The organism is Delftia sp. ASV31, assembly GCF_016428765.1.
Lineage (GTDB): Bacteria > Pseudomonadota > Gammaproteobacteria > Burkholderiales > Burkholderiaceae_C > Comamonas > Comamonas acidovorans.
In genome coordinates this window covers 1-252 of the sequence record NZ_JAELTK010000350.1, presented here as the reverse complement: position 1 = coordinate 252, position 252 = coordinate 1, and the positions used below count along the sequence as shown (strand labels likewise).

Here is a 252-nt window from a genome sequence, read left to right as displayed (position 1 = left end):
CCCCCCCCCCCCCCCCCCCCCCCCCCCCCCCCCCCCCCCCCCCCCCCCCCCCCCTTTTCAAGCAGAAGACGGCATACGCGATCAACGTCAGCGTCTCGTGGGCTCGGAGATGTGTATAAGAGACAGCCCTGAAGGTTCGCCTGGGCGATCGACAAGTCCTGGGCGGCCTGAGCCTGGCCCTGCCCGCCGGCCGCTGGACCGCCATCGTCGGCCCCAATGGCGCCGGGAAATCCACGCTGCTGCGCGCCCTGG

Annotated in this window: 1 protein-coding gene; it reads left to right on the top strand. The window is 73.0% G+C overall.

Annotated features, from left to right (window positions below; translation table 11 throughout):
* Positions 1-128: 128 nt before the first annotated feature.
* The coding region (locus JHD82_RS29770) for an ATP-binding cassette domain-containing protein (RefSeq protein WP_199140523.1) at positions 129-252 on the top strand (124 nt) is incomplete at its 3' end.